At 67.8% G+C, this 21,994-nt stretch carries 20 protein-coding genes; 14 read left to right on the top strand and 6 right to left on the bottom strand.

Annotated features, from left to right (window positions below; translation table 11 throughout):
• The 3 genes from QTI45_RS24200 to QTI45_RS24190 all read left to right on the top strand — a co-directional run bounded on the left by QTI45_RS24200 (position 1) and on the right by QTI45_RS24190 (position 5,892).
• The gene (locus QTI45_RS24200) at positions 1 to 267 is read left to right on the top strand and encodes a hypothetical protein (RefSeq protein WP_286369863.1); all 267 of its coding nucleotides are present in this window, start codon (positions 1 to 3) and stop codon (positions 265 to 267) included.
• 187 nt (positions 268 to 454) lie between these two features.
• A complete protein-coding gene (locus QTI45_RS24195) occupies positions 455 to 2,692 on the top strand; it encodes an NADP-dependent isocitrate dehydrogenase (protein WP_286369864.1) in 2,238 nt (745 codons plus the stop codon).
• A 623-nt stretch (positions 2,693 to 3,315) separates the two neighbouring features.
• Entirely contained in the window at positions 3,316 to 5,892 is a 2,577-nt protein-coding gene (locus QTI45_RS24190; RefSeq protein WP_286656114.1) for a non-ribosomal peptide synthetase, read from the top strand.
• Positions 5,893 to 5,895: 3 nt separating this feature from the next.
• On the opposite strand, the gene nadA is transcribed toward QTI45_RS24190, so the two are convergent.
• Together nadA and nadC are read right to left on the bottom strand one after the other, a co-directional pair.
• Positions 5,896 to 7,032, bottom strand: coding sequence for a quinolinate synthase NadA (gene nadA / locus QTI45_RS24185; protein WP_286656113.1), 1,137 nt, complete (start codon positions 7,030 to 7,032; stop codon positions 5,896 to 5,898).
• A gap of 3 nt (positions 7,033 to 7,035) precedes the next feature.
• Positions 7,036 to 7,911, bottom strand: coding sequence for a carboxylating nicotinate-nucleotide diphosphorylase (gene nadC, locus QTI45_RS24180; RefSeq protein ID WP_286656112.1), 876 nt, complete (start codon positions 7,909 to 7,911; stop codon positions 7,036 to 7,038).
• A 160-nt stretch (positions 7,912 to 8,071) separates the two neighbouring features.
• Between nadC and nadB the strand changes: the two genes are divergently transcribed.
• The 4 genes from nadB to QTI45_RS24160 all read left to right on the top strand — a co-directional run bounded on the left by nadB (position 8,072) and on the right by QTI45_RS24160 (position 12,561).
• Positions 8,072 to 9,646 (top strand): L-aspartate oxidase, encoded by a 1,575-nt coding sequence (gene nadB / locus QTI45_RS24175; protein ID WP_444813306.1) that lies wholly within the window; start codon positions 8,072 to 8,074, stop codon positions 9,644 to 9,646.
• 48 nt (positions 9,647 to 9,694) lie between these two features.
• Positions 9,695 to 10,579, top strand: a complete 885-nt coding sequence (gene panB, locus QTI45_RS24170; RefSeq protein WP_286656110.1) for a 3-methyl-2-oxobutanoate hydroxymethyltransferase — start codon at positions 9,695 to 9,697, stop codon at positions 10,577 to 10,579.
• An 11-nt stretch (positions 10,580 to 10,590) separates the two neighbouring features.
• Positions 10,591 to 11,427 carry a pantoate--beta-alanine ligase gene (gene panC / locus QTI45_RS24165; protein WP_286656109.1) on the top strand — a complete coding sequence of 279 codons (837 nt, stop codon included), beginning with the start codon at positions 10,591 to 10,593 and terminating at the stop codon, positions 11,425 to 11,427.
• Positions 11,428 to 11,532: 105 nt separating this feature from the next.
• Entirely contained in the window at positions 11,533 to 12,561 is a 1,029-nt protein-coding gene (locus tag QTI45_RS24160; protein WP_286369871.1) for an AraC family transcriptional regulator, read from the top strand.
• Here QTI45_RS24160 and QTI45_RS24155 read toward each other — a convergent pair.
• Positions 12,558 to 12,932, bottom strand: coding sequence for a LysR family transcriptional regulator (locus QTI45_RS24155; protein WP_286656108.1), 375 nt, complete (start codon positions 12,930 to 12,932; stop codon positions 12,558 to 12,560). The two genes, QTI45_RS24160 and QTI45_RS24155, sit on opposite strands and share 4 nt — an antisense overlap.
• Positions 12,933 to 13,059: 127 nt before the next feature.
• A complete protein-coding gene (locus tag QTI45_RS24150) occupies positions 13,060 to 14,355 on the bottom strand; it encodes a porin (RefSeq protein WP_286656107.1) in 1,296 nt (431 codons plus the stop codon).
• Between the two features lie 467 nt (positions 14,356 to 14,822).
• Between QTI45_RS24150 and QTI45_RS24145 the strand changes: the two genes are divergently transcribed.
• Positions 14,823 to 15,032 (top strand): hypothetical protein, encoded by a 210-nt coding sequence (locus tag QTI45_RS24145; protein WP_286369874.1) that lies wholly within the window; start codon positions 14,823 to 14,825, stop codon positions 15,030 to 15,032.
• A gap of 22 nt (positions 15,033 to 15,054) precedes the next feature.
• Here the strand turns inward: QTI45_RS24145 and QTI45_RS24140 are convergent, their stop codons facing one another.
• Entirely contained in the window at positions 15,055 to 15,516 is a 462-nt protein-coding gene (locus QTI45_RS24140; RefSeq protein ID WP_286369875.1) for a guanylate cyclase, read from the bottom strand.
• 182 nt (positions 15,517 to 15,698) lie between these two features.
• Positions 15,699 to 16,643 (bottom strand): LysR family transcriptional regulator, encoded by a 945-nt coding sequence (locus QTI45_RS24135; RefSeq protein WP_286656106.1) that lies wholly within the window; start codon positions 16,641 to 16,643, stop codon positions 15,699 to 15,701.
• A 72-nt stretch (positions 16,644 to 16,715) separates the two neighbouring features.
• Here QTI45_RS24135 and QTI45_RS24130 point away from each other — a divergent pair, with 72 nt between their 5' ends.
• From QTI45_RS24130 to QTI45_RS24105, 6 genes are all read left to right on the top strand, one after another.
• Positions 16,716 to 17,384 carry an RraA family protein gene (locus tag QTI45_RS24130; protein ID WP_286656105.1) on the top strand — a complete coding sequence of 223 codons (669 nt, stop codon included), beginning with the start codon at positions 16,716 to 16,718 and terminating at the stop codon, positions 17,382 to 17,384.
• Complete coding sequence (locus QTI45_RS24125) at positions 17,381 to 18,772, top strand: amidase (RefSeq protein ID WP_286656104.1); 1,392 nt, start codon at positions 17,381 to 17,383, stop codon at positions 18,770 to 18,772. Before QTI45_RS24130 ends, QTI45_RS24125 begins: the two co-directional genes overlap by 4 nt.
• The gene (locus QTI45_RS24120; protein WP_286656103.1) at positions 18,765 to 19,721 is read left to right on the top strand and encodes a Bug family tripartite tricarboxylate transporter substrate binding protein; all 957 of its coding nucleotides are present in this window, start codon (positions 18,765 to 18,767) and stop codon (positions 19,719 to 19,721) included. The genes QTI45_RS24125 and QTI45_RS24120 overlap by 8 nt, the downstream gene beginning before the upstream one ends.
• A gap of 129 nt (positions 19,722 to 19,850) precedes the next feature.
• Positions 19,851 to 20,828 (top strand): Bug family tripartite tricarboxylate transporter substrate binding protein, encoded by a 978-nt coding sequence (locus QTI45_RS24115; RefSeq protein ID WP_286656102.1) that lies wholly within the window; start codon positions 19,851 to 19,853, stop codon positions 20,826 to 20,828.
• A 52-nt stretch (positions 20,829 to 20,880) separates the two neighbouring features.
• Entirely contained in the window at positions 20,881 to 21,534 is a 654-nt protein-coding gene (locus tag QTI45_RS24110; protein WP_286656101.1) for an antibiotic biosynthesis monooxygenase family protein, read from the top strand.
• Between the two features lie 34 nt (positions 21,535 to 21,568).
• Positions 21,569 to 21,940: a hypothetical protein gene (locus QTI45_RS24105; protein WP_286369882.1), complete on the top strand. Its 372-nt coding sequence runs from the start codon at positions 21,569 to 21,571 to the stop codon at positions 21,938 to 21,940.
• Positions 21,941 to 21,994 lie beyond the last annotated feature (54 nt).

Raw genomic sequence — 21,994 nt, 5'->3', positions numbered from 1 at the left:
ATGAGCACGCTCGCGCCCAAGATCACCGCCGCCTGGCTCCTGTTCGCCCTGTCGGGGCTCGCCTCGGCCCAGGGCGATGGCGGCAGCCAGACCCGCTGCGAACTCCAGTTCAGCACCTGCAAGCAGACCGCCAACGCCGACTACCAGTTCTGCAAGAACGCCTCCGAGAAGAACTGCCGGGCCCGCCTGAACAAGGCGCTCCAGAGCTGCAACAGCAACCAGAACCGGTGCCAGAACTCGACCCAGGGAATCCAGTTCAGCAGCTGAGCTCCGGCCGGCAGACACCGGCACGATCCATGCAGCGACCCGGCGGGCGCCCGGGTCCCGGCCCTTAGACCCTCTACCACGAGGCGAAACACCCCTCAAGTAGACTTACGCGCGTCAAAAACGACTGCCCGCGGCCGGCCGCTCGCCGTGGGCACCCGCACATCCGCCAAGCACCAGAGGTCACACAATGGCTACCGCTAAATCCAAGATCATCTACACCCTCACCGACGAGGCGCCGCTGCTGGCAACGGCCTCGCTGCTGCCCGTCATCCAGGCGTTCGCCGCGCCGGCGGGGATCGACGTCGCCACCAGCGACATCTCGGTGGCAGCCCGCGTCCTGGCCGAGTTCCCCGAGTTCCTGACGCCCGAGCAGCAGGTGCCCGACAACCTGGCCGAACTCGGCCGCCTGACCCAGTCGCCCGACACCAACATCATCAAGCTGCCCAACATCAGTGCCTCGGTGCCCCAATTGCTGGCGGCCATCAAGGAACTGCAGGCCCGCGGCTACAAGATCCCCGACTATCCCGAAGACCCCAAGACCGACGAACAGAAGGCGCTGCTCGCGCGCTATTCCAAGGCGCTGGGCAGCGCGGTCAACCCGGTGCTGCGCGAAGGCAACTCCGACCGCCGCGCACCGGCCGCGGTCAAGCGCAACGCACGCAAGAACCCGCACTCGATGAGCAAGTGGAGCCCGGCATCGCGCACCCACGTCTCGCACATGCACGGCGGCGACTTCTATGCCGGCGAGAAGAGCATGACGCTCGCCAAGGCCCGCGACGTCCAGATGGACCTGGTCACCAAGAGCGGCAAGACCATCGTGCTCAAGAAGAAGGTCGCGCTGCTCGAAGGCGAGATCATCGACAGCATGTTCATGAGCAAGAAGGCACTGCTCAAGTTCTACGAGGACGAGATGGAAGACGCGCGCGAGACCGGCGTGATGTTCTCGCTGCACGTCAAGGCGACCATGATGAAGGTCTCGCACCCGATCGTCTTCGGCCACGCGGTCAAGGTCTTCTACAAGGACGCCTTCGCCAAGCACGGCAAGCTGTTCGAAGAACTCGGTGTCAACGTCAACAACGGCCTGTCGAGCGTCTACGACAAGATCGCCGACCTGCCGACCTCGCAGCGCGACCAGATCATCAAGGACCTGCACGCCTGCCACGAGCACCGCCCCGAGCTGGCGATGGTCGACTCGGCCAAGGGCATCACCAACCTGCACGCGCCCAACGACGTGATCGTCGACGCCTCGATGCCCGCGATGATCCGCCTGGGCGGCAAGATGTGGGGCCCGGACGGCCGTCCGAAGGACACCAAGGCCGTGATGCCCGAGAGCACTTTCGCCCGCATCTACCAGGAGATGATCAACTTCTGCAAGACCAACGGCGCCTTCAACCCCGTGACCATGGGCACCGTGCCCAACGTCGGCCTGATGGCGCAGAAGGCCGAAGAGTACGGCTCGCACGACAAGACCTTCGAGGTGCCCGAGGACGGCGTGGCCCGCATCGTCGACATCGCGACCGGCGAAGTGCTGCTCGAGCAGAACGTCGAGACCGGCGACATCTGGCGCATGTGCCAGACCAAGGACGCGGCGATCCGCGACTGGGTCAAGCTGGCCGTGAACCGCGCGCGCCTGTCGGGCATGCCGGCCGTGTTCTGGCTCGACGAGTACCGCCCGCATGAAGCCGAGCTCATCAAGAAGGTCCACACCTACCTGAAGGACCACGACACCAAGGGCCTGGACATCCAGATCATGTCGCAGGTGCGCGCCATGCGCTACACGCTCGAGCGCGTGATCCGCGGCAAGGACACCATCTCGGTCACCGGCAACATCCTGCGCGACTACCTGACCGACCTGTTCCCGATCATGGAACTCGGCACCAGCGCCAAGATGCTGTCGATCGTCCCGCTGATGGCCGGCGGCGCGATGTTCGAGACCGGCGCCGGCGGCTCGGCGCCGAAGCACGTCAAGCAGCTGGTCGAGGAGAACCACCTGCGCTGGGATTCGCTCGGCGAGTTCCTGGCCCTGGCCGTGTCGCTCGAGGACCTGGGCCAGAAGACCGGCAACAAGAAGGCCAAGATCCTGGCCGAAACGCTGGACGCCGCCACCGGCATGCTGCTCGACAACAACAAGGGCCCGTCGACCAAGACCGGCGAGCTCGACAACCGCGGCAGCCACTTCTACCTGGCGCTGTACTGGGCCCAGGCCCTGGCGGCCCAGACCGAAGACAAGGAACTGCAGGCGCACTTCGCGCCGCTGGCCAAGTCGCTGACCGACAGCGAGCAGAAGATCGTGCAGGAGCTGAAGGTGGTGCAGGGCCAGCCGGCCGACATCGGCGGCTACTACAAGCCCGACCTGGACAAGACGGCCGCCGTGATGCGTCCGAGCGCGACCTTCAACGCAGCACTGGAGGCATCGGGCGCCTGAGCACCCTGCCGCCAACGCATCAAGGCCCGCTTCGGCGGGCCTTTTTCATGGCGCCGCGGCTATTTGGAGAACGAGGGGGGCTGGGCCGCGACGACCGGCATCTCGAGCCCCAGGGCACGGCCCATGCGCTGCAATTCACCGGAGAGCCGGCGGACCTCCGCCAGCGCGGCCCTGTCCCCGGCTTGAAGGCGCTTGAACTCCCTGGCAAAGGCATCTGTGACCTCAGTCCATCGGTGGAATGTGGCGTGATCTGCGGGGAGTGGAGATTCCATTGGGTTGCTCTAAGCCGGCAATTGCCTAATGGGCCGCAATAATGAACGAAATCGAAACTTAAGTACACAAGAATCTACAAATTGTTGTGTCATCCCTCCGACAGGCGATGTGGAGGGTGCGTGACGGCGCTATGGTGAAGGCGCTGTCACCTCAACGCATGAAGGCGCCCCCCACCCCGGGGCGCCTTCCTTGACTCATGGCATCGCCACCGACTCCGAGGCATCGCCCTACGGACGTCGGCGATGCCGGCCCACTCGAATTCTTCGGCAACGCCAGCAGCCTCGGTCTCGCCGTGGACACGGCCGACGCACCGCGCGCCCTGTGCAAAACCCAACCGAAGCCGTGACGCCATGAGTTCTGCCTCGCACCAGACAGATCACCTCACCTCGATGCATGGGCCCGCCGGCCCCGGGGAGTTCCGGATCCTGACCCTGCCGGCCGACCGCCACCGGGTTCCCCGGCCTGACGGCGCACACGAGAACAAGACGCTTTCGTGCGCCATCGACCCGGCGCTCGCGGCCGCCGTTCGAGCGCTCGCGGCGCGGCACGACGCCAGCCCGTTCATGGCCCTTCTCGCCGCCTTCGAGGTGCTGCTGATGCGCTACAGCGCCGAGACCGACATCGCCGTCGGCGTCATGCTGGACGGCGGAGCCGGAGACACGGTGATGCGCAACCGGCTCGACGGCGAGTCCGCATTCATCGCCCTGTTGAAGCAGGTGCGCGAGACCACCCGCGCCGCGACCGATCGGCTGGCGCAGCAGCCAGCCGCCGGAGACCACAGCCGCCACGATCCGCCCCAGGTGTCGTTCGCGCTGGAGGCGCTGGAGGCGCCGGACGCTCCCGCCGGGACATCGAGCTTCGACCTGTCGCTGAAGATCATCGACACCGGAACCGGAATGGAAGCGGTCTTCGGCTACCGCGACGACCTGTTCGAGCCCCGGACCATCGTCCTGATGGGCGAGCACCTGCTCAACCTCCTGCGGGGGATCGTGGCCGATCCCGAGGGTGCGCTGATCCACTTGCCGCTGATGGGCGCAGCCGAGCAGCACCGGATGCTGTTCGAGTGGAACCGGACGGTGCCTCCGCTCCCGCCCGGGCCGCCGGTCCATGCGCTCTTTCGCGCTCAGGCACGGGCGACGCCCGATGCCGTCGCACTGCGCTACGGACAGCGCGAGCTCAGCTACCGCGAGCTCGACCTCCTGTCGGATCGCCTCGCTCACGCATTGCGCGCGCAGGGTGCCGGACCCGAGCAGGTCGTCGGCCTGTGCATGAGGCGCTGCATCGGCGCCGCCGTCGCGCTGCTAGCGATCTTCAAGGCAGGCGCGGTCCTGCTTCCGCTCGATCCCGCGCATCCGGCCGAGCGCCTGCAAGCCATGCTGGACGATGCCGCGCCCGCCGTGCTGCTGACCCAGGCAGGACTCGCCGACCTGCTGCAGCGGACCGACGCGTCGCTCGCATCGAAGTGCATCGTCGTTCCGGACGACGGGGGCGAGCCTCCACCCGAACCGCTGGCCGAGCTGCCCGATCCGACCCGCCCCGACCAGCTTGCCTACCTGATCTACACCTCGGGTTCGACCGGGACGCCGAAGGCCGCGCAGCTGATGCACCAGGGCCTCAGCAACCATGTGCGCTGGATCAGCGGCGCGCTCGGCCTCGGCCGCGAAGACCGCGTGCTGCAGAAGACCTCGTCCAGCTTCGATGCGTCGCTGTGGGAGTTCTTCTCGCCGCTGTGCTGCGGCGCGACGCTCGTCATCGGGCCGCCCGATGTCCATCAGGACATGCGCCTGCTGGCCGCGGCCATCCGGGACCACGGGATCAGCGTGGTCCAGTTCGTCCCGTCCGAGTTGCGGGTGCTGCTGGACCATCTCGGCAGCCTGGACTTCCCGAAGCTGCGCTACGTGCTGAGCGGCGGCGAAGCGCTGGACCGCGCGCTCGCGTCGGCATTCCAGAAGCGGCTGCCGGGCGTCAGGCTCGGCAACTTCTACGGACCCACCGAGGCGACCGTGGACAGCGCCTGGTACGAAGTCGGCGATCAGTTGCCCGATCGGCCGTTCGTGCCGATCGGCCATCCGATCGCCAACGCGCAGCTCTACGTGCTCGACGCGCAGTGCCAGCCCCAGCCCGTCAATGTTCCCGGCGAGCTCTATGTGGGCGGACTCGGCGTGGGGCGCGGCTACCTCCACCGGCCGGAGCTCAGCGCGGCCCGCTTCCTGCCGAATCCGTTCCGGCCCGGCGAGAAGATGTACCGCACCGGCGACTCGGCGCGCTGGCTGCACGATGGCGTGGTGGAGTTCATCGGCCGCAGCGACGACCAGGTCAAGCTGCGCGGCTTCCGCATCGAGCTCGGCGAGATCGAGGCGCGCCTGCAGGCGCACCCGAATGTCGCGCAGGCCCTGGTCGTGATGCGCGAAGACCGCCTGCTGGCCTACCTCGTGCTGCGCGACGGTGTCCTCGACACCCAGCGCCTCAGGGATCACCTGCGCAGCAGCCTGCCGGACTACATGCTGCCCCATCATTTCATCGCGCTCGACGCGCTGCCCCTGCTGCCCAACGGCAAGGTCGACCGGCACGCGCTGCCCGCCTTCAGCATCGAAGCACGGCCGGACCCCACGGCGGTGGATGCGCCCTCGACGGCAGCCGAGCGGGCACTGGCCGGCATCTGGCACGAACTGCTGGACCTGGGCAGCGACAGCGTCGCGCGCTCCGACAATTTCTTCGACCTGGGTGGCGACTCACTGAAGGTCGGTCAAGCCGTGATCGCCTTCCATCGCAGGAGCGGCGTCCGGCTCGACGGCCCGCGGATGGTCTTCGAATCGCTGGCTCAGCTGGTCCACGGCATCGAGCTGCCCGAGGCCGGACCGTCCCCGCAGCAAGCGCCGGCTGCCGCCACCACGGGATGGCTCAAGCGCCTGTTCAAGCGCGCCTGAGCCTCAGACGGCGCCGATCCCCGCCACCAGGTGATCGACCGGCTGCCCGCCCCGCAGCGCCGCCGTGAAGGCCAGCATGCGGTCGATCGGAACGCGCGCGCGCAACCCGAGCGCCGGATCGACATGCACTTCGCCGGCGCCCGTCTCGAGCACCTGCGCGAGCCCGGCGAGGCCGTTCATGGCCATCCACGGACAGTGGGCGCAGCTCTTGCAGGTCGCCGAGTTGCCGGCGGTCGGCGCCTCGATGAAGGTCTTGCCCGGGTTCAGCGTGCGCAGCTTGTGCAGCATGCCGCTGTCGGTGGCGACGATGAATTCGCTCGCGTCCATGCGCTGCGCCGCGCTCAGGATGGCCGAAGTCGAGCCCACCGCGTCGGCCAGCGCGATGACATCGGCTGGCGCCTCGGGATGCACCAGCACGCGGGCTGCCGGATGCTGCTGCTTCAGCAACTCGAGTTCGAGCGCCTTGAACTCGTCGTGCACGATGCAGGCGCCGCCCCAGCTCACCATGTCGGCGCCGGTCTCGCGGCGGATGTAGTCGCCCAGGTGCCGGTCGGGCGCCCACAGGATCTTCTGGCCCTGCGCGTTCAGCGCCCGCACCACGTCGAGCGCGCAGCTCGAGGTCACCAGCCAGTCGGCGCGCGCCTTCACGGCGGCACTGGTGTTGGCATAGACCACCACCGTGCGATCGGGATGCTGCGCGCAGAAGCGATCGAACTCGTCCGCGGGGCAGCCGAGGTCGAGCGAACAGGTGGCGTCGAGGTCGGGCATCAGCACCCGCTTCTCGGGCGACAGGATCTTGGCGGTCTCGCCCATGAAGCGCACGCCGGAGACCACCAGCGTGCGTGCCGCATGGTCGCGGCCGAAGCGCGCCATCTCGAGCGAATCGCTGACCAGCCCGCCGGTCTCCTCGGCCAGGTCCTGCAGGTCGGGATGCACGTAGTAGTGCGAGACCATCACCGCATCGCGCTCGCGCAGCAGGCGGCGGATGCGCGCCTTGAGCGCCTCGCGCTCCTTCGGGCCCGGCTCGGGCGGCACGCGGGCCCAGGCATGGCGGGTGCTGCAGGCGCTGCTGCCTTCGGCGGCATCCAGCGGCTGCTCGTAGTCGACTTCGATCACCGGGAGCGTCAGTTCGAGGCCCATGGCTCAGGCCTCCCGGAAACGCATCGAGAAATCGATCGCCTTGACGTCCTTGGTCAAGGCGCCGATCGAGATGCGGTCGACGCCGGTCTCGGCCAGGCCGCGCAGTGCGTCCAGGGTGACGCCGCCCGATATCTCGAGCACGGCGCGGCCAGCGCCGGCGGCGTCGTTGCGGCGCACTGCCTCGCGCAGCGTCGGCAGGTCCATGTTGTCCAGCAGCAGCATGCGGGCGCCGTTGGCCAGCGCCTCGTCGAGTTGCGCCAGGGTCTCGACCTCGATCTGCACGAACTTCGCGCGGCCCGCCACTTCGGCCGCGGCACGCAAGGCCGCGCTGACGCCACCGGCCGCGACGATGTGGTTCTCCTTGATCAGCACCGCGTCGTAGAGGCCGATGCGGTGATTGACGCCGCCGCCGATGCGCACCGCGTACTTCTGCGCCAGCCGAAGGCCGGGCAGCGTCTTGCGCGTGTCGACGATCTGCGCCCGCGTGCCGCGCACGGCATCGACATGGGCCGCGGTCTTGGTCGCCACAGCGCTGAGCAGTTGCAGGAAGTTGAGCGCGGTGCGCTCGGCCGTGAGCAGCGCCCTGGCAGTGCCCGAGATCTCGAGCACGGTCTGGTCGGGCGCGCAGCGCTCGCCTTCCGCCACGTGCCACACGATCCGTGCCGCGGGGTCGAGCTGCCGCACCACCGTCTCGACCCAGGGCGCACCGCACAGCACGGCGGCTTCGCGGGCCAGGACTCGCGCCTCGGCACGGCGATCGGAGGCAATCAGCGAGGCAGTGAGATCGCCGCCTGCCACATCTTCATCAAGGGCCCGCAATGCATCGGCACGCACCACGGCGGCCCATTCGGCGGAAGAAAAATCGAGGGTACTGTCCATCTTCGTCATCGGTCGCGAGGCCACGCACATGCAGCGGAATGGGCGCGATCGTAGCAGCCATGCGGAAGCGGGCCGGCTCGCGTAAATGCACGCGGTCGTAGCGCAAGAGTCGGTTATGGTTCGCCCCGTTTGTGATCCGAACCAAGAGCGACGACCTGTGATTTTTCATGAATTCGATGTGCTCATCGTCGGCAGCGGCCTGGCGGGATTGAGCACCGCGCTGCACCTGGCACCCACGCACCGCGTGGCCGTCATCACCAAGCGCGCGCTGCAGGACGGCGCCAGCCAATGGGCACAAGGCGGCATCGCCGCGGTGCTCGCCGATGGCGACAGCGTGCAGTCGCATGTCGACGATACGCTGGTGGCCGGCGCCGGCCTCTGCGACCTCGCCGCCACGCGCTTCGTGGTCGAGCATGCACCCGAGGCCATCGCCTGGCTGCGCGAACTCGGCGTGCCCTTCTCGCTCGAAGACGGCGCGCTGCACCTGACGCGCGAAGGCGGCCACAGCCAGCGGCGCATCGTGCATGCGGCCGACGCCACCGGCGCCGCCGTGCAGCGCACGCTGATCGAGCAGGTGCGGCGCACGCCCAACATCACGCTCTTCGAGCAGCACACGCTGGTCGACCTGATCACCGGGCGCAAGCTCGGCCAGGCCGAGGCCGGCTGCCTCGGCCTCCACGCGCTCGACGAAGCCACCGACGAGGTGCTGACCTTCCGTGCGCCGCACACCGTGCTGGCCACCGGCGGCGCGGGCAAGGTCTATCTCTACACGAGCAACCCCGACACCGCGACCGGCGACGGCATCGCGGCGGCCTGGCGCGCGGGCTGCCGCGTGGCGAACATGGAGTTCATCCAGTTCCATCCGACCTGCCTCTACCACCCCGATGCCAAGTCCTTCCTGATCAGCGAGGCGGTGCGCGGCGAAGGCGGACGGCTGCTGCTTCCGGACGGCACCCGCTTCATGCCCGCGCACGACCCGCGGGCCGAGCTCGCGCCGCGCGACATCGTGGCGCGCGCCATCGACTTCGAGATGAAGAAGCACGGCCTGGACTGCGTGCACCTCGACATCTCGCACCAGAGCCCGGCCTTCCTGCAGGAGCACTTCCCGAACATCCTGGCGCGCTGCGCCGAGCTCGGCATCGACATCACGCGCGAGCCGATCCCGGTGGTGCCGGCCGCGCACTACACCTGCGGCGGCGTGCTCACCGATCTCGCCGGACGCACCGACGTGCCGGGCCTGCACGCCATCGGCGAGACCGCCTGCACCGGCCTGCACGGCGCCAACCGGCTGGCCAGCAACTCGCTGGTCGAATGCATGGTGTTCGCGCGCGCCGCGGCGCGGGCGATCACCGAAGCGCCGCCACGCCCGGGCGCCGAGCTGCCCGCGTGGGACGACAGCCGCGTCACCGATGCCGACGAGACCGTCGTCATCTCGCACAACTGGGACGAGCTCAGGCGCTTCATGTGGGACTACGTGGGCATCGTTCGGACCAACAAGCGGCTGGAGCGGGCGGCGCACCGCATCGCGCTGCTGCGAGGCGAGGTGCAGGAGTTCTACGGCAACTTCCATGTCACGCGCGACCTGCTCGAACTGCGCAACCTGGTGCAGGTGGCCGAGCTGATCGTGCGCTCGGCCCAGGCGCGGCGCGAAAGCCGCGGGCTGCACTTCAGCCGCGACTACCCGGCGCTGGCCGCGCCCGCTGCACCGACCATCCTCGTGCCGCCGGTGGGCTGATACACGCACGCACGCAAGCCATCAAGCAATCAAGCAAGGAAGCACGCCATGTCTTCGCCAGCCGCCGCCGATGCCGCCACCCCCTACGGCACCCTGCCCCCGGCCTCGCCGCCGTCCACGCGCAAGCCGCTGAGCCTGCCGCGCCTGGCCGACATGCATGCGCGCGGCGAGAAGATCGCCATGCTGACCGCCTACGACGCCACCTTCGCGGCGGTGGCCGATGCCGCGGGCGTCGAGTGCCTGCTGGTCGGCGACTCGCTGGGCATGGTCTGCCAGGGGCTGCACAGCACCGTGGGCGTGGCGCTGGAGACCATGCGATATCACACGGAGAGCGTCTTTCGCGGACTGCACCGCGTGCAGGGCACGGCCTGGTTGATCGCCGACCTGCCCTTCGCCAGCTATCAGGAGTCGCGCGAACAGGCCCTGCGCAGCGCCGCCGTGCTGATGCAGGCCGGCGCCCACATGGTCAAGCTCGAAGGCGGCGGCTGGACCACCGAGACCGTGCGCTTCCTGGTCGAGCGCGGCATCCCGGTCTGCGCCCACCTGGGCCTCACGCCGCAGACCGTGCACGCGCTGGGCGGCTACCGCGTGCAGGGCAAGGGCAACGAAGCAGCGGCATTGCTCAAGCAGCAGGCCCATGCACTGCAGGACGCCGGCGCGGCGATGCTGGTGCTCGAGATGGTGCCGGCCGCGCTGGCCGCCGAACTCACGAACGAACTGCGCCACTGCGCCACCATCGGCATCGGTGCTGGCCGCGGCACCGCGGGCCAGGTGCTCGTGCTGCACGACATGCTCGGCGTCGGCCTCGGCAAGATGCCGAAGTTCGTGCGCAACTTCATGGCCGATGCGCCCGGCATCGCGCAAGCCATGCAGGCCTACGTGCGCGCCGTGAAAGACGGCAGCTTCCCCGACGACCAACTCCACGCCTGGTAGGCGCCTCGACCATGCACATCGCCCGCACCATCCCCGAACTGCGCGAGCACCTGGCTCGCTTTCGCCGTCCCGCCTTCGTGCCCACCATGGGCAACCTGCACGAAGGCCACCTGGCGCTGGTGCAAGAGGCCCGGCCGCTCGGCGACGTCACCGTGGCCAGCATCTTCGTCAACCGGCTGCAGTTCCTGCCGCACGAGGATTTCGACACCTACCCGCGCACCTGGGACAGCGACTGCGAGAAGCTGCGCGCGGCCGGCTGCGACGTGCTGTTCGCACCCGACGAGCGCGCGCTCTACCCCGAGCCCCAGACCTGCAAGGTGCATCCCGACGGCGCGCTGGCCGACATCCTCGAAGGCCACTTCAGGCCCGGCTTCTTCATCGGCGTCTGCACCGTCGTGATGAAGCTCTTCGCCTGCGTGCAGCCCGCGGTGGCGGTGTTCGGCAAGAAGGACTACCAGCAGCTGATGGTGATCCGCCACATGGTGCGGCAGTTCGCGCTGCCGATCGATGTCGTGGGCAGCGAGACCCGGCGCGCGGCCGATGGCCTCGCGCTGTCGTCCCGCAACGGCTACCTGAGCGAGACCGAGCGCGCCGAGGCGGTGCAGCTGTCACGCACATTGCAGTCCATGGCAGAGGCAGTGCGTGCGGGCGAGCGCGACTTCGGCGCCATCGAGGCACGCGCGATGCAGGCCCTGGGCGCGCGCGGCTGGCAGCCCGACTACCTGGTGCTGCGCCGGCGATCCGATCTGCAGGCACCGGCCGCCGGCGATCCCCTGGTGGCGGTGGCAGCCGCAAGGCTCGGAAAGACGCGCCTGATCGACAACCTCGAAATCCCGCCAACGGCCTGATCGGAATACTCGGCCGACGCAGAAGAATCTTCGCAGCGATTCTCGGAGTCCGGTCCTGGCACCGGGATGTAGATTGGGCGCGCACCCATTTCATCCCCAGCCACAGTGAGCATCAAGGGCGACATCGCCATTCCCTTCGCGCATCCGGTCTATGTCCGCGGCGTCCTCGACTGCCTCAACAGCCGCGGCGTGCGGCCGTCCGAGGTTCTTGCGAATGCCGGCCTGAGCTGGCAGGCGCTCAGCGACGGACAGCGCATGGTCGACTTCTCCGTCTTTCGCCGCTTCGTGGCGCAGGCCATCCAGAGCAGCGGCGAGCCGGCGCTGGGCCTGATGGCCGGGTCCATGCTCCAGCCGTACCACAGCCCGGTCGGCATCGCGACGGTCAGCAGCGACAACCTCGGCCAGGCCCTGCGGGTCCTGAGCCGGCATGCCAGGCTGATCTTCCGGGGCCTCGAGTTCGAGGTGGACGACGGTGCGCGCTGGAGCGTCCTCAAGGTCAAGCCGGTGCGCCCGCTGGTCGAGACGCATGTATTCGTCATGCAGTCGATCCTGGGCGCGTACTGCCGCTTGCTCGAGGCCATCCTCGGGCGGCCGGCCGACGAGCTCGTCGTGGGGCTGCCCTACGCCCGCCCCGCCGACAACGACGTGCCTTGCCTGCGCTACGTCCGCAAGGTGGAGTTCGGCCAGGAGTGCCTGAGCTTCCAGTTGCCCGTCGAACTGCTTCGCACGCCCTCCATCGCCGCCGACCCGCGGGCATTCTCGGAGGCCGCGCAGGCCTGCCGCAAGATGGAATCGGAGATCGGCAGCGGCGATTTCGTGCAGCAGGTTCGGCATGCGCTGCTCGAGCGGCTGACGCGCAATCCGGACGTCGGCGAACTGGCCGTCGACCTGGGCATCTCCGCCCGGACGCTGGTGCGAAGGCTCGCCGAAGTCGGCGCCACCTACTCGGACATCAAGGACCAGCTGCGCAAGGCGCACGCCGCCTGGTACCTGAAGCACACCGAGCTGTCGATGGAAGCCATCGCATCACAGCTGGGCTACAACGACCCGACCAACTTCAGCCGCAAGTTCAAGAACTGGTATCGGGTGCCGCCGAGCAAGATGCGGCAGACGCTGCGCAGCGGCTTGCACTAGAAGGCCGACAGCCCCCCAAGCACGCGCCGCGGCTTCCGGTCGACCGCCGCCACCAGCTTCGGCCTGGAACGGATCGCGGGCGACGGCCGTGCCGCGAACATCGGGGCCGGATCGACCCTGCCGGCGTAGCCGATCGTCTCGTTGACCCGCGACAGCATCTCGACGCAGCGCTCTTTCAGCTGGATGCCGTGCTCGGTCAGGAGCACCTTGCGGGTGGTGCGATGGATCAAGGATGTCTGCAGCATCTTCTCGAGCCGCGAGATGCTCCGGCTCACGCTCGACTTGTGGATCTGCAAGGCATCCGCCGCCGAAGAGAAGCTGGCGAGCGAAGCGACGTACGCGAAGATGCGCAGATCGTTCAGATCGAGCATTCTTTCTGCAACATGGCTTGATAGGACATTGTTCTGCATTCGAGACTCTCCCTAGTGAAAAAGGCCGCCCGGCAATGACCGGGCGGCCTTCAGGACCTGCCTGCTGGCTCGGGGCTTGCGCCTCGAATCAGAAGGAGTGACGCAGACCGAGGTCGTAGCCGGTCGAGGTCTTCGGAGTCAGCACGCCACCTTCGGTGACGAAGGCCGGGCCACCCACGGTCAGGTCGGCGCCGTTCTTGTTGTTGACGCGAGCCACGGTGGCGTACAGGGCGGTGCGCTTCGACAGGTTGTGGACATAGCCGATGGCGAACTTGTCAGCCTTCGGGTCCGGGCGGAAGCCGAGGCGCTCGCTGATGAGCGTGCCGGTGTTCTTGTAGTCGACCGCCGAGTACGAAGCGCGGATCAGGCCAGGGCCCACCGGAACAGTCACGCCGAGCAGCCAGCCGTCGGCACCGGGGTTGCGGAAGCCGAACGGATTCGTGACGCCGGCAACGAAGTTGCTGGAGGTGTCCTGCTTCAGCTTGGCGTTGGAGTACTCGCCGAACAGCTTGGCGACGCCGAAGTCGTACGAAGCGCCGAGGTTCCAGGTGTCGAGGTTGGTCGTGGTGCCGGCGTAGAAGTTCGAGGCGACGGTGCTTTGCGAGTAAGCCAGCGCGACATCGAGCGGACCGTTGGCGTAGCCGATGCGACCACCGACGTAGCGACCGGCGCGCGAGATGCCCGCCGGGTCAGCATTGGTGTTGGGGTTCGCCAGGAAGGCTTCCGGGCCGGGAGGCGTGCGGGTGCCCGGGTCGAAGCTGGTCTTCTCGTTGAAGGCGTACATGAACTGGCCGTAGACGCCACCCAGGTTCGGCGGCAGGAAGTAGCCGATCGAGTTGCTGGCGCGGGCGTAGGTCGTGTTCTGGATGAAGCCGCCTTGCGAGATCACGCTGCCGGGGTTGTTGTAGCCGTTGGCGGTCGAGATCAGGTTGGTGCCCACGCCATTGGTGCCGAACGGATCGAACACGGTGTCGTTCCAGAAGGTCGGCGTGTAGTCGCGGCCGAGGCGGATTTCACCGAAGTTGCCCGACAGGCTCACGGTCGAGCGGCGTTGCCAGTTCTGGCCACCCGGCGTGCCGTCGTCGTTGCTCAGGGCACCTTCGAGCCAGAAGCTGGCTGCCAGGCCGCCACCGAGGTCTTCGGTGCCGCGGAAACCGAGGCGACTGGAGTTGTAGCCCGAGTTGCGCAGAACCGTCTGGCTGGTCGTGACATCGGCGCGACGCACGAAGGTCGGGTTCTCAAGAGTGGGGCTCCTCTTGTCTTCCGCCTTGTTCGAGAAGCCGCTGATGGTTGCGTCGACCACGCCGAAGAGGGTGACCGACGACTGGGCCGAAGCGATACCGGCCACAGCCAGGGCAGCCAGGGCAACTAGAGATTTTTTCATTGCAAGTTTCTCCAAGGTTAAACATGGGGCTCCGGTGCGAAAGGCTCACCGTGACGGGCAAATTGGTGCGCCACCGGACCCCGGGCCAACCTCCTTTTGGGAAGTTGTGGCTATTGCATCAGAGGCTTTTCCTGGAGACAGAGTCGTTCATGCAAAGTCGAACCGCGACTATGCAAAGTCAACTTCAATTAATTCGAGTCGCGTTGTGGGATTGCGACATGCATCGCGCAGCGCTCGCCACTCGAAAAATCACGCAATTCAATGCGAATGAAGTCACAGCAATTGAATCAACGCGTGACTATAAGACGAGCCCCAATTAGTTAATCGGAATTGGCTGATCAGTGCGATGAAATTTCCGCAGACGCGGCCCCGGGGCGCCGAGGTCGACGGCCCCACGGGTGCGCGCGGCACCGACAAGCACAGGCGGCTCGCCCCCAAAAGTGTGTACTAAAGCGTGCAATTGTTCCTTGGACGCCGCGACCCGAATGCACACAATTGTTTACATGCATGGCCCTTCGACCGACACCCAGAGTTTCAGCAGCTTCGCGTCCTTGAATCGCGCGGATCAAACGCATCCGCCCAGGGAGAAGGCTGTATCCAGAGAGCGGATCACCGGCTTCGTGATCGCCGGGATCGTCATCGTGCTGGCGATCTGCCTGGCCGTCGGAACCTTCTAGCGCCGCCCGCGGCGCCAGGGTCTCAGAGGTTGGAGAGATACGGCGGCAGCAAGGTGGCCGCGTTCTGCAGGAGCTCGAACTCCTCGTCCGCAAGCGGCAGGCTGCGCATGTCGAAATGGGACAGCGTGCCCCAGAGTTCGCCCGAGTGGTGGTCGAGCACAGGCACGCTGTGGTACGAGATCACGATGCCGCGCAGGGCATGACCGACCAGGCGGGAATCGGCGACGGAGTTGTCGGTACGAAACGACCCCTCCTTGACCACGAACTGGCAGAAGCTGCGCGTGAACGGAACCACGGCAAGGAACTCGGGCCGCATGCGGCCGGCCTTGTCGTGCAGCATCACGTTGTGAAGCAGCGGCCCGGCGAAACGGTAGATCGCGCTGAACCGGTGGGGCACGCCTTCGTTGAGGTACGCCAAGGCAGCGGCCGGCCCGCTTGACGCCAGCACCGCAGACACGACCTCCGGAGTTCGCACGCAGTCCATGCGGCATGCTAGCAAGGCTAGCGCGAGCTTGCTGCATTTTTTGATGCACGACCCCAGTCGCCGCGTGGCTTGCGCGAGCCAACCCGCACATTGCTCCCTCCGAGTGGGGTTGACCTGCATCGCACGCGCTGATCCAGCCTGCGTGGAAGGGCCTGCGATGTATCAACTCGTGACCAGATCTCTCAGTCGGCGCCGCGGGCCGGCTCCTCATGGAAGAAGCCCGCCTCCTTGAGATTGCGCAACGCGATCTCGAGGATTCGCGCCGTGGTCTCGCTGCGGTGATGCGCCAGGTAAGAGAAGTAATAGGGCACATGCGGCACGGCCGGCTTGGCGCGCAGAACCTGCAGGGATTTCTCGGCGACCTGCCGGCGCGTGATCGATGCCGGCAGCATGGCGATCGCATGGCCGGCAGCGACCAGCGCCACCATCAGCGACAGCGAATTGCAGCTGCTGTACTCCTCGAAGGCATAGCCGTCGGAGGCCAGCCAGCGCGACGCCGACTCATGCAGCGTCGACGGCGGCGCATTGCAGACGATGCGATGGTTCAGCGCATGGGCCGGCACGAAGTCTTCGTCGGCCACCATCAGGTCGTGCGCCGCCACCCACTGGTGCTGGGTCAGTCCGATGAACTGGCTGGTCACGTCGGGCTGGCTGCTTTGCCCCGTGTGCAGCGCGATGTCGAGCTCGTGGTTGTTGATCTTCTGCAGCAGCTGCGCGCCGCCGCCCACCGTGAGGTCGACGCGCAGCGCCGGATAGCCGTCCTTGATGTCCTTGAGGATCTGCGGCATGCCGATGATGGCGCAGGACTCGTCCACCCCCATGCGCACCAGGCCGGTGATGGTGCGCCGCAGGTCGAGCCGTGCCATCTCCTGCGCCGACGCCAGTACGCGCTCGGCGTACACCAGCACGTTGCGCCCCAGCTCGGTCACCTGCAGGCGCTGGTTCTGGCGCTCGAAGAGCTGCACGCCCAGCTCTTCCTCCAGGTCGCGGATGCGGTGCGAGATCGCGGGTTGGGTCAGGTGCAGGTGCCGGGCCGCCGCGTGCACGGTGCCCAGGCGTGCGGTCCACACGAAGGCCTGCAGCTGGTGCAGGGTGAACCGGGTTGATAAGGAACCTGTATTAACCATCTTGAGAATTGATCAGTATCCGTGGCGCGGGCCTGTACTTACGATGGCCATTCGACAACGACGATATCCCAAATGACTGGCATCCAACTCGGAGAGCTGCCGCCGCCCTGCGCGCCGCAGCTGCTGTCCCTGCTGAAGGAGGCCGAACCGGCCACCATCGGCCATTTTCACGAAAGCGGCTTCCTTCATGGCCGCATCCGGGCCATGGCGGCCGTGGCGCGCAGCGTCGGCACCGCGGTCACCGTGCGCTGCGAAGGCGCCGACGGCTCCATCCTGCACCACGCGCTGGGACAGCTCCGGGCCGGCGACTTCCTGTTCGTCGACCGCGCGGGCGACGAGACGATCGCCTGCATCGGCGGCGCCAGCGTGCTGGCCGCGCGGCTGCGCGGTGTCGCGGGCGTGGTGGTCGACGGCTGCGTCACCGACATCGAGGAGCTGCGCGAGCTCGGCGTGCCGGTGTGGGCGCGCGGCCTGAGCGCCCGCACCACCCGCTCAGGCGGACACACGGGCAGCTTCTGCCTCCCAGTGGACTGCGGCGGCGTGCGCGTGCATCCCGGCGACGCCGTGCTGGCCGACGAGAACGGCATCCTGGTCATGCCGCCCGACGCGGCGCGGGCCCTGGCCGAGCGCGCGATCGGCTTGCAGCAGGCCGAGCAGCAGACGCTGGCGCGGCTGCGCGCCGGCGAGACCTACCCCCAGATCCTGGGCACCCAACTTTTTCTTCAGGAAGCAGCCGCATGACGCACCCCGACCCGACCACCCGCCCTCCCGCCTTCGCTCCGATCGCGCAGCTCGCGCGCGACCTGCGCAGCGGCGCCACCAGCTCGGTCGCGCTGACCCGCGAGTGCCTGCGCCGCATCGCGGCGCACGACGGCCACTTCAAGAGCTTCATCGCGGTCTACGAGCCGGAGGCACTGGCCGCCGCCGCCCTGGCCGACAAGGAGCTGGGCGCAGGCCGCGACCGCGGCCCGCTGCACGGCATCCCGGTGGCGCTGAAGGACCTCGTGAACATCGAGGGCAAGCCGACCACGGCCGGCTCGCCGCTGCTCGCGGACAACATCGCGCGGCAGGACGCCGACATCGTCCGGCGCATCGTCGAGGCCGGCGGCGTCATCGTCGGCAAGACCCACATGGTGCAGCTCGCGCTGGGCGCCTGGGGCACCAACTCCCACATGGACACGCCCCGCAATCCGGCCGGCCGCGCCGCCGACACCCTGGCGCCGGGCGGCTCCAGCAGCGGCTCGGCAGTGGCCGTGGCGGCGCACCTGGTGCCGTGGGCGATCGGCTCCGACACCGGCGGCTCGGTGCGCGTGCCCGCCGCGTTCTGCGGCATCGTGGGCTTCAAGCCGACCATCGATGCGCTGCCGCGCGGCGGTGTCTACCCGCTCAGCGAAAGCCTCGACAGCCTGGGCCTGCTGGTGTCGTCGGTGGAGGATGCGCGGCTGTGCTTCGAGGCGCTGGCCAGCTTGCCCGCCGCGAGCCCCGACGCGAACCCAAAAGCCTCCCGGCGAATCGGAGTGCTCGAAGCGGACGAACTCGCGCCGCTCGCGCCAGCGGTCGCACGCAACCATGCGCTGAGCCTGCAACGGTTGGAAGAAGCGGGCTTCAGCCTGGTGCCGTTCCGTTTCCCGGCGCCGCTGGCGGCCTTCAAGGCGCCGACCAACGCCATCATGATTGCCGAGGGCGCCTGGGTGAACGACCGGCTGCTCGACGACCCCGAGGCGCCGATGGACCCGTCGGTGCGGCCCCGGCTCATCGCGGCCCGCGCGACCACCGCGGTGCAGTACCTCGAGGCCCAGGCCACTGCGGCGCGCTGGCAGCAGGCCTTCGCCGCCGAGATGGACCGGCTCGGCCTGTCCGCCATCGCCATGCCCACCACCGCCATGACCGCGCCGCGGCTCGAGGACATCGACCACGACCTGGCGCCGGTCCACTTCACGCGCCCGATCAACCTGCTCGCGCTGTGCGGCATCGCGCTGCCTGCGGGCCAGGACGAAGACCAGCGGCCGATCGGCCTGCAACTGGTCGGCCGGGCGGGCGACGATCACGCGCTGCTCGGGGTCGCATCCGCAGTCGGCAGCGCGCTGAACGAGTCGCCAGCGCCAGCGCCGGAGCCCTGCAGTGTCTAGGAAGCTGCTCGCCGTGCTGCTGGCGGCCGTGGTCCAGTGCGCGGCCGCCCAGGACTACCCGGTCAAGCCGGTACGGCTGATCGTTCCGTTTCCTCCGGGTGGCAGCGTGGACCTGGTCGCGCGACTGGTCGGCAAGAGCCTGCAGGACGCCCTGCACCAGCCCTTCGTGGTCGACAACAAGCCGGGCGCTTCGGGCAACGTCGGCGCCGCCTATGTCGCCAAGGCGCCGCCGGACGGCTACACGCTGCTGGTCGGCAGCGCCGGCGTCTTCGCCGCCAACCAGTTCCTGTACGCCAATCCGCCCTTCGATCCGCTGCAGGCCTTCGCGCCGATCATGCGGATCGTCGACCAGCCCAACATCCTCGTCGTGGGCCCTCAGTCGCCGGCGCACAGCGTCAAGGAACTGATCGCGATGGCCAGGGCGCATCCGGGCAAGCTGAGCTTCGGCAGCGCGAGCGTGGGTTCGGCCCAGCACTTCTCGACCGAGATCTTCATGCAGCAGGCCGGCATCGAACTGCTGCATGTGCCGTACAAGGGCGGCGCCCCGGCCCTCGTGGATCTCATGGGCGGACAGATCGACCTGCTGTTCGACACCTCGCCGACCGCCTTGCCCTATGCCCGAAGCGGCAAGCTGCGAGCACTCGCCATCACCAGCCCGAATCGCTCGCCGCTGCTGCCCGACGTGCCGACGATGAAGGAGGCGGGCCTGCCCGAGTTCGAAGTCGTCACCTGGACCGGCATCGCCGCGCCAGCCGGAACGCCGCGTGCCGTGATCGACAAGATCAACGCCGCCATCAAGACCGCCTTGCGCGGCGAGTTGCGAAAGCAGCTCGAAGAGACTTCGCTCATTCCGGTCGGTGACTCGCCCGATGCCTTCAGGGAGTTCATCCGCAAGGACGCGGACAACTACGCACGCCTCGTGAAGGCCGCGAAGATCACGCCGCAATGACGGCGCCGAACGCCGCGCGCAACCGCTCGACTTGATAGATTCCTGTCATGTTGCGTGATGCGAATTTCTCGCTATCTCGCGCAGGGTCAAGTCCATACGATGAGTCTTCGTTCTTTTGATTGGATGCATATGAAGATCTCATTGACTCGTGTGGTGTGTGCCCTCTCGCTGGTGATGACCGGCCTTGCATCGGCAGCCGCCGACTACCCCGACAAGCCCATCCGCCTCGTGGTGCCGTACCCGCCCGGCGGTGCATCCGACACGGTGGCGCGACTCATCGGACAGCAGCTGTCGCTGCGGCTCAAGCAGCCGGTGCTGGTGGACAACAAGCCCGGTGCCACCGAACAGATCGGCGCCGGCTTCGTCGCCAAGGCCCCGCCCGACGGCTACACCATCCTGCTGGCCTCTACCGCGGGACTGTCGGTCAACCCGACGCTCTACAAGGGCCGCCTGGCCTACGACCCCGAGAAGGACCTGGCGCCGATCGTGATGGCCGTGACCCTGCCCAGCGTCGTGATGGTCCATCCGTCGATGCCGGTCAATTCGATCGACGAACTCACGGCCTTCGCTAAGACTTCCACCACGCCGATCAACTACGCCTCCAGCGGCGCCGGCAATCCCAGCCACCTGGGCATGGAGCTGTACAAGCGCGTGGCCTCCCTCGACATGACCCATGTGCCCTACAAGGGCGGCGCGCCTGCGCTGCAGGACCTGATGTCGGGCCAGGTGTCGGTGATGATGGCCATCGGCCCCGAGTCGATGCCGATGGCCAAGGCCGGCAAGCTGAAGGCGCTCGCGGTCACCACCGCCAAGAGCTCGCCGGCCTACCCCGGGCTGCCCCCGGTCTCGCAGACCAAGGGCTTCGCCAACTTCGAACTGCTGCACTGGTTTGCGCTGCTGGCACCGGCGCGCACGCCCGAGCCCGTGATCGCGGTACTGAACAAGAACGTGAACGAGATCCTGCAAGACCCGGAGGTGAAGAAGAAGCTGATCGACATGGGCATGGAACTCGAAGGCGGCTCGCCGAAGAAGCTCGCCGACACCATCTCGCGGGACCGCCTCAAGTGGGAGAAGGTGATCGCCGAATCGAACATCCGGATCGACTGATCCACGCGACCGCCCCAATCAAGAAATCAATCAATTCGAGAAGAGAAACGACATGGTCTTCGCCGGAAAAGGAATCCTGATCTCGTCCATGGAAGTGCTGCCGACCGAAGAGGCCGACTTCAATGAATGGTTCGACCGCGAGCATCTGGCCGAACGCGTGGCGATCCCCGGCTTCATCGAGGCCAGGCGCTACGAATCGGTAGGCGCACCGACCCGCTACCTGCAGATCTACAGCGCCACCGACTTCGAGGTGCTCGACAGCCCTGCCTACCGGGCGGCACTGGCGAGCCAGACCGAATGGTCGATGCACCACATCACCCGGTTCATCGAACCGACCCGAGTCGTCGGGCGCCTGGTGCGCAGCGAAGGCGTGGCGCGAGGCGTTGCGCTTGCGCTGCTGCGGCTGCGGCCGTCGGGCGATGCGGCCATGATGCCGGCGCTCGAAGGCGTACTCGATGTGCTGGACAAACCCGGCACGGCGTCGGTCCATTTCGTGGAGGCCGATGCCCAGCTCTCGCGGCCCGTGACCGCGGACGCCGGCTATGTCGGCGGGCAGGACTGCTATGTGATCGTCGAGTGCACCAGCGAGGCCGCCGCCCAGCGCGTCGTGGCCCAGCTGGACGTGCCGGTGCAGAAGTACGGCGAGCTGATCGATGCGCGCGTCTACCGGTATCGCATGGACATCAGCGCGTCCGCGCTGGGGTGATGACTGGCAGGGCGGGGGCGGCGACAATGCGACCATGAAAAAGCAGATCTCCGCACTGTTCCTGGCGATCGCGGCGCTGGCCGGCACCGAGCCCGCGATGGCCCAGTGGCACAACAGCCCCCAGTTCGATCGCGATCTTCATTTCTGCAGTCGCGCCCGCGTCAACTTCGACCGCTGCATGTGGGAGCGGGGCTGGCAGCGCGGCCATGGCCAGCGCTGGAACCGCCACCCGCCCAACCAGCACTGGCACCAGCCCCCGCCGAGCCACTGGCACCAGCCGCCGCCACCGCGGCGCAACCCGCCGAGGCTGAGCGACATGCAGCAGCGCGCGCTGGACAACTGCAACTTCCTGCCGCCGCGGGAGCAGCCGAGGTGCAGGGCGACTGTGATGTCGACGGTGCGGTAGGGGTCCGGGGCGCAGGCCCCGTGAAGGCGCGAAGACTATTCCGCCCGTGACAGG

Source organism: Variovorax saccharolyticus (assembly GCF_030316765.1).
Taxonomy (GTDB): Bacteria; Pseudomonadota; Gammaproteobacteria; order Burkholderiales; family Burkholderiaceae_C; genus Variovorax; species Variovorax saccharolyticus.
The sequence above is the reverse complement of the archived record's forward strand: the minus strand, read 5'-3'. Positions and strand labels throughout refer to the sequence as shown.